This window comes from Streptomyces sp. NPDC046335 (genome assembly GCF_055587985.1).
The window spans coordinates 254,084-260,761 of record NZ_JBVJFF010000008.1; the positions used below are offsets into that span (position 1 = coordinate 254,084).

Here is a 6,678-nt window from a genome sequence, read left to right on the forward strand (position 1 = left end):
TCGTGCGACACGTTGAACTGGAAGCTGTGGTCCCCGCGGAGCAGGCCCTGACGGTCTTCGACGCCGTGCGGCGCTGGGAGAAGTACCCCGACCTGGCCCCGCACGTGAACTCCACCACGGTGCACGCCACCTACCCCGAGGCCAACTGCAGTTCCGACTGGGAGCTGCACTTCCGCTCCGGCCTGCTGCGCTGGACCGAGGACGACGTCTTCCTGCCGGAGCAGGGCGAGATCCGCTTCGAGCAGAGCGACGGCGACTTCGACTCCTTCACCGGGGTCTGGTCGGTCACGCAGAACGGCGACGACGTCGCCGTCCGCTTCGACGCCGACTTCGACTTCGGCATCCCGAGCCTCGAAGGCATCCTCGACCCGATCGCCGAGCGGGTCATCAAGGAGACCGTCGCCTGGTCGCTGACCGGCCTGTTCCCCGCCACCCGCATCGCGGGCGGCATGGAGCTGTCCCAGCCGGCCGCCGTCGGCGCCTGAGAACCCCGCCAGGAGCTGACCAGCCATGGACCAGGCAAATCCCTTCGAGACACCGAAGACGTTCTCCCTGCACCGCGCCGAGTACCTGGTGGGCTTCGCGGTCTCCACCGGGCTGCTCATCGCCCACATCGGCGAGATCCGCTGGATACCGGCGGTCGCGCTGTTCCTCTACATCGACCTGATCGGCTACATCCCCGGCGCCATCGCCTTCCGGCGCAGCGGCGGACAGCCGATCTCCAAGGTGTACTACGTCCTCTACAACGTCATGCACAGCCTCATCACCCAGGCCGCGGTGGCCGCCGCCTGGTGCTGGCTGATCGGTCCCGAGTGGGCGCTGCTCGTGCTGCCCTTCCACCTCTTCGGCGACCGCGGTCTGTTCGGCAACTTCATGAAGTCCTTCGCACTGCCCTTCGAGCCGGTACGCCAGAGCGGCTACCTGCGCATCCTGGACGACCTCGGGATCGCCCACCCCAAGCCGGTGGGCCACGCGCAGGACCCGGAGCCGGTGGGCCACATCGTCAAGCTGCCGGTCCAGGCGGCCCGTACCCGTGAGGGGGCCCTGCGATGAGCACACTGACCCAGCTGCGCCGTCCGGTGCGGCAGGACCCCGCCGAGCGCCGCCGGGCGCTGTACCACCTGGCGTCGCCCGTGTCGGTCCTCACCGTCGGCCACGCCGGGGTGCTGCACGGCACCACGGCGAGCACCGTCACCCTGGTCTCGCGCGAGCCGCTGCTCGTCGGGGTCGCCATGCGGCCGGGATCGTCGTTCGCGCGGCTCGCCGCGGCCGAGGGGCGCTTCGTCATCAACGTCCTCGACGGCGCACAGGGCGACCTGGCGCGGTGGTTCGCGGACAGCTCCCGCCCCGACGGCAGCGCCCAGTTCGACGGCCTGTCCTTCACGGACGACTCCTACGCCCACGCCCCCCGCCTGTCGGGGGCGCTCGCCCACTACACCTGCCGGGTGCACTCCTCGCACCGGGCCGGCGACGGCGAGGTCCTGCTCGGCCACGTCGTGCGGGCCACCGCCGAGAGCGGCCCGCCGCTGTTCAGCTACGCGGGCGGCCTCGTCGCCGGCGCCCTGCACCCCGCCCGCACCACGAAGGAGACATCGGCATCATGAGCGGTTCTGTGGCCCCCGAGGCCGACTGGGACAAGGCACCGGGATTACTCGACGGCGCGAAGGAACTGACCCTCGGACCCGACGACTGCGACCTCGCGTACTGGTTCACCTCGGTGGCCCAGGGCACCCTGCGCGACCGCGGCGCGACCGGGCACCACGCGGACGCGACGGTCCCGGACTTCCTGAAGGCGCCCGGGCCGCTGCGGGACGCGCTGATCCTGGAGTTCGGCTTCCGCGGCCTGTCCGAGGAGATCGCCACCCGGCTGCTCGGCCACTACGTGTCGCTGGCCCCGGGCATCCCCGAGATGGAGTTCTACGCGACCCAGCTCATCGACGAGGCCCGGCACGCCCGCGTCTTCCGCAACCACCTGGTGGAGCTGGGCGAGCCCGCGGGCACCCTGCTCAAGGACATCGACGAGATGGCCGCGGACTACCGCGAGCGGGTCCTGAACCCGGTCGTCGACTTCACCCTCGACATCGTCCGCGACCAGCGGGACTTCGCAGGCGGCGTCGCCGTGTTCGCCATCGTCATCGAGGGCGTCCTCGCCCCGGCCGCCGAGCTGAGCGAGCGCAAGTGGACGCCGCTCTCCCCCGCCACCGGCGAGATCTCGCGCGGCACCGCCATCGACGAGATCCGCCACCTCACCGTGGCGAGCACCATCCTGCGCGACCACATCGTGGCCCACCCCGAGTACCGCCCGCGGCTCATGGAGATCCTGCGCGCCGGGGTGAAGCTCTGGGACGAGGTGCCCGACCGGGAGTTCGTCATCCACCGCGAGGAGCTCTTCCAGAAGGGCATGGCCGACCACGCGGACAAGATCGGCGACTACGAGATCTGGCCGGGCGTACGGATGCTCGACACCACCCCCGAGCAGCGGTACGACATGGCCGAGCAGTGGACCGACGAGATGGCGGAGTCCCGCATGGCCTACATGGGCCTGCCCGTCGACGTCCTCAGCAGCGCGGAGCCGGGCGCATGAGCGGCGCGGCCCGCCCCCTCGGCCGGTCGGCGGTGATCTGCGGCATCGGCTCCTACGTGCCGCCGAACCTGGTGACCAACGACGAGCTCTCGCAGCGCCTCGACACCTCCGACGCGTGGATACGCTCCCGCACCGGAATCGCCGAGCGTTACGTGGTCTCGCCGGGCACCGCCACCTCCGACCTGGCGGTGGAGGCCGGTCTGCGCGCGCTGAAGTCGGCGAGCACGGAGCAGGTGGACGCGGTCGTGCTCGCCACCACCACCCCCGACCAGCCGTGCCCCGCGACCGCGCCGCAGGTCGCGGCGCGGCTCGGGCTCGGCCAGGTCGCGGCGTTCGACGTCGCCGCCGTCTGCTCGGGCTTCCTGTACGGGATCGCCACCGCCTCCGGGCTGATCGCCTCGGGGGTCGCGGAGCGGGTGCTGCTCGTGGCCGCGGACGCGTTCACCACCATCGTCAACCCCGAGGACCGCACCACCGCCGTGATCTTCGCGGACGGCGCGGGGGCCGTGGTCCTGCGGGCCGGTTCGCCCGACGAGCCGGGCGCGGTGGGCCCACTGGTCCTCGGCAGCGACGGCGAGCTGAGCCATCTCATCGAGGTGCCGGCCGGCGGCTCCCGCCAGCGCTCGGCGGGCACCCCCGTCGAGCCGGGCGACGAGTACTTCCACATGGTCGGCCGCGACACCTACCGGCACGCGGTGGAGCGGATGACCGCCACGTCGCAGGAGGCGGCCGAGCTCGCGGGCTGGCGCCTCGCGGACGTGGACCGCTTCGCGGCGCACCAGGCCAATGCCCGCATCCTCGACTCGGTCGCCGAACGGCTCGGCGTCCCCGCAGAACGGCAGCTCAGCAACATCGAGCAGGTCGGCAACACCGGGGCGGCCTCGCTCCCGCTGCTGCTGTCCCAGGCCGCGGCCGACGGCCGGCTCACGGCCGGCCACCGGGTGCTGCTCACCGCCTTCGGCGGCGGGCTCTCCTGGGGGGCCGCCACGCTCGTCTGGCCCGAAGTGCAGTCCGTCTGACGCCTGCCGGCGCCGGACGGTACCTCCTCAAGACCCGTACGCCGAACGGCGCGTACGCCTTCCGAAAGGGATCGTCATGCTGGAGCAGCTCAAGGAAATCCTGTCCAACAAGCTCAAGGTGTCCCCCGAGTCGATCACTCCGGAGGCCACCAAGGACGACATCGAGCTGGACTCGCTCGCCGTGGTGGAGCTGTCGCTGCTGCTCAAGTCCGAACTGGACATCGACGTCAGCGACGACGACCTCCTGGAGGCCGACACGGTGGCGGACATGGTGGAGCTCATGGAGACGAGGAGCGCGAAGGTCTGATGGCCGGCATCGACATCGCCGTCACCGGGCTCGGCCTCGTCACCCCTGGCGGCATCGGGGTGGGGCCGAGCTGGGCGGCGGTCTGCGAGGGCCGGTCGGGCGCGGCGTTCGACCCCGTACTGGCGGACAACCCGGTTCGGATCTCCTGCCGTGTGCCCGGCTTCGACCCCGAAGCACTGTTGTCGGCCCGCCGGGCCCTACGTCTCGACCGGTTCGTGCAGTTCGCGCTGGTCGCCGCCAGAGAAGCCATATCCGACGCCGGACTCGACCCGCTGACCTGGGACGGCGCCCGGGTCGGCGTGGTGCTCGGCTGCGCCGACGGCGGACCCGGCACCGTCGAGGAACAGCACCACGCCCTGCGGGAGAAGGGCGCCGACCGCGTCTCGCCGCTGCTGCTGCCTATGCAGCTCCCGAACATGCTGGCCGGTCAGACGGCCATCGAGTTCGGGGCGACGGGACCCAACCTGGTGGTGGCCACCGCCTGCGCCTCCGGGGCGACGGCCATCGGCACGGCCAGGGACCTGCTGGCCCTCGGCCGCTGTGACGTCGTCCTCGCGGGCGGCAGCGAGGCCATGATCACCCCGCTGGTGATGGCCGGCTTCGCGCAGATGGGCGCCCTGTCCCGGCGCGAGGACGACCCGACCCACGCGTCACGCCCCTTCGACGCCGACCGGGACGGCTTCGTCGCGGGTGAGGGCGCGGGCATCCTCGTCATGGAACGCGTCGAGGACGCCAGGGCCCGCGGAGCACACGTGCACGGCCGGATCATCGGCTACGGCGCCACCGCGGACGCCCATCACATGACGTCGCCGCATCCGGACGGACACGGGGTCGAGGCGGCCGTTCGCGCGGCCCTCGCCGACGCCGGGGCCGACCCGGACGACGTGCAGCACGTCAACGCCCACGGCACCTCGACGCCGCTGAACGACATCGCCGAGGCGAGGATGGTGAAACGGACCCTCCAGGGGGACCCGCTCGTCACCTCGACCAAGGGCGTGACCGGGCACCTGCTCGGCGCGGCCGGGGCGGTGGAGGCGGCGTTCACGCTGCTGAGCATCGAGCACGAACTGGTCCCTCCCATCGCCAACCTCGTCATGCCCGACGCGGAGGTCGACATCAAGCTCGCCTACACGGCGACCTCCATGCCCATCGATCTGGCGCTCAGCAATTCCTGCGGGTTCGGCGGCCAGAACACCGTCCTGGCCCTCGCCCCCGCGTGAGTGCCGGAGCGAACCCGCTCCCACTCCGCGTCCTCCCCTCCCCGACCCCTGCCACCGGCAGGAGCCGCAGCCGCCCCTCGCCCAGGGGGGCGGCTCGGCGCATTACGGACCCTCCCCAGGACCTCTACCTCCCAGGAGCAGTCATGCACGATCCCCGCGAACTGATCGCCGCAGGACCCGACGCCGTACGGCGGCTCGCCCGGCGCCGCCACGACCTCGACGTGACCGCGCTCGAATCGGCCCACCGCGGCCGTTCCGAGGCGCAGGCCGAGGTGACGCGGCTGCGCACCGAGATGAACAAGGCGTCGCGCGAACGCCGTTCAGGGCCGCCCTCCGAGCAGGACAAGGAGGCGGCCCGCGCGCTGCGCGCCGAGGTCCAGCGCGCCGAGGCCGCCGCCAAGGAAGCGGGCCGCCGGCTCGCGGACCTGACTCTCGCCATTCCCAACATCCCGCTGGACACCGTGCCGGACGGCGACTCGGAGAAGGAGGCGGTGGAGATACGCCGGGGCGGGCCGCCGCCCTGCGAGGCCTCCGACGCCCGGCACCACGCCGACGTCGGGGAGGCCCTCGGCATCCTCGACGGCAAGTCCGCGGCGCGGCTCTCCGGCGCCCGGTTCACCGTGAGCCGCGGCCCCGGCGCCCGCCTGGAGCGCGCGCTCGCCGGGTTCTTCCTCGATCTGCACACCGCCGAGCACGGCTACACCGAGCAGTCCGTGCCGTTCCTCGTCAACCGCGACACCATGACGGGCACGGGCCAGCTCCCCAAGTTCGAGGACGACCTGTTCGCCACCCGGGTCGGCGACCGCGAGCTGTTCCTGATCCCCACCGCCGAGGTCCCGCTCACCAACCTGCTCGCGCAGCAGACGCTGGACGCCCGCGACATGCCGTACGCGTTCACGTCCCGCACGCCCTGCTTCCGCGCCGAGGCCGGGGCCTACGGCAGGGACACCCGCGGCATCCTGCGGCTGCACCAGTTCGAGAAGGTGGAGCTGGTCCGCGTCTGCGCCCCCGAGGACGCGCAGGCGCAGCTCGAACTCATGGTGGGCCACGCCGAGGAGTGCCTGCGGCGGCTCGAACTCTCCTACCGCGTCGTGCTGCTGCCCGCCGGTGACCTCGGGTTCTCGGCCCGGATGACGTACGACATCGAGGTGTGGCTGCCGGGCAGCGGCTCCTACCGGGAGATCTCATCCGTCTCCGACTGCGGCACCTTCCAGGCCCGCCGCGCCGGCATCCGCGTCCGCACCGCCGAGGGGCGCAAGGAGCACGCGGCGACCCTCAACGGCTCGGCGCTGCCCATCGGCCGCACGGTGGCCGCCCTCCTCGAACAGGGCGCCAGGACCGACGGTTCGGTGGAGCTGCCGGAGGCGCTCGTCCCGTACACCGGGTTCCGGCGGATACGGCCCGACGGCACGACCGAGTGACCGACACGGACCGCTCGGGGAACGGCCGGTGGGGGGGGGCCAGGTGATCACCCTTAATCCCCCCCCCCCCCTCTGCGTCACCCGCCGCGTCTTCCCACGTTCAGCGCACACTACGTGGGGCCCACAG

8 protein-coding genes are annotated in these 6,678 nt (G+C 72.2%); all 8 read left to right on the plus strand.

What is annotated here, in order from left to right; translation table 11 throughout:
- Nucleotides 1-2 precede the first annotated feature (2 nt).
- Nucleotides 3-485 carry a type II toxin-antitoxin system RatA family toxin gene (locus ACZ6JY_RS21290; RefSeq protein ID WP_469197617.1) on the plus strand — a complete coding sequence of 161 codons (483 nt, stop codon included), beginning with the start codon at nt 3-5 and terminating at the stop codon, nt 483-485.
- Between the two features lie 25 nt (nt 486-510).
- Nucleotides 511-1,053 (plus strand): hypothetical protein, encoded by a 543-nt coding sequence (locus ACZ6JY_RS21295; protein ID WP_469197619.1) that lies wholly within the window; start codon nt 511-513, stop codon nt 1,051-1,053.
- Nucleotides 1,050-1,604: a flavin reductase family protein gene (locus ACZ6JY_RS21300; RefSeq protein WP_469197621.1), complete on the plus strand. Its 555-nt coding sequence runs from the start codon at nt 1,050-1,052 to the stop codon at nt 1,602-1,604. Before ACZ6JY_RS21295 ends, ACZ6JY_RS21300 begins: the two co-directional genes overlap by 4 nt.
- On the plus strand, nt 1,601-2,584 hold the full coding sequence (locus tag ACZ6JY_RS21305) for a ferritin family protein (protein WP_469197623.1): 984 nt from the start codon (nt 1,601-1,603) through the stop codon (nt 2,582-2,584). Before ACZ6JY_RS21300 ends, ACZ6JY_RS21305 begins: the two co-directional genes overlap by 4 nt.
- Nucleotides 2,581-3,603 (plus strand): beta-ketoacyl-ACP synthase III, encoded by a 1,023-nt coding sequence (locus tag ACZ6JY_RS21310; protein WP_469197625.1) that lies wholly within the window; start codon nt 2,581-2,583, stop codon nt 3,601-3,603. Before ACZ6JY_RS21305 ends, ACZ6JY_RS21310 begins: the two co-directional genes overlap by 4 nt.
- A gap of 76 nt (nt 3,604-3,679) precedes the next feature.
- On the plus strand, nt 3,680-3,910 hold the full coding sequence (locus ACZ6JY_RS21315) for an acyl carrier protein (protein WP_469197627.1): 231 nt from the start codon (nt 3,680-3,682) through the stop codon (nt 3,908-3,910).
- Nucleotides 3,910-5,130, plus strand: coding sequence for a beta-ketoacyl-[acyl-carrier-protein] synthase family protein (locus tag ACZ6JY_RS21320; protein ID WP_469197629.1), 1,221 nt, complete (start codon nt 3,910-3,912; stop codon nt 5,128-5,130). The genes ACZ6JY_RS21315 and ACZ6JY_RS21320 overlap by 1 nt, the downstream gene beginning before the upstream one ends.
- A 143-nt stretch (nt 5,131-5,273) precedes the next feature.
- Complete coding sequence (gene serS, locus ACZ6JY_RS21325) at nt 5,274-6,551, plus strand: serine--tRNA ligase (RefSeq protein WP_469197631.1); 1,278 nt, start codon at nt 5,274-5,276, stop codon at nt 6,549-6,551.
- The last annotated feature ends 127 nt before the right edge of the window (nt 6,552-6,678 follow it).

Bases quoted from the DNA above. Each gene is read 5' to 3' on its own strand.
- serS (WP_469197631.1), top strand. From the start codon at position 5,274: ATGCACGATCCCCGCGAACTGATCGCCGCAGGACCCGACGCCGTACGG.
- ACZ6JY_RS21295 (WP_469197619.1), top strand. From the start codon at position 511: ATGGACCAGGCAAATCCCTTCGAGACACCGAAGACGTTCTCCCTGCAC.
- ACZ6JY_RS21310 (WP_469197625.1), top strand. From the start codon at position 2,581: ATGAGCGGCGCGGCCCGCCCCCTCGGCCGGTCGGCGGTGATCTGCGGC.
- ACZ6JY_RS21315 (WP_469197627.1), top strand. From the start codon at position 3,680: ATGCTGGAGCAGCTCAAGGAAATCCTGTCCAACAAGCTCAAGGTGTCC.
- ACZ6JY_RS21305 (WP_469197623.1), top strand. From the start codon at position 1,601: ATGAGCGGTTCTGTGGCCCCCGAGGCCGACTGGGACAAGGCACCGGGA.
- ACZ6JY_RS21320 (WP_469197629.1), top strand. From the start codon at position 3,910: ATGGCCGGCATCGACATCGCCGTCACCGGGCTCGGCCTCGTCACCCCT.
- ACZ6JY_RS21300 (WP_469197621.1), top strand. From the start codon at position 1,050: ATGAGCACACTGACCCAGCTGCGCCGTCCGGTGCGGCAGGACCCCGCC.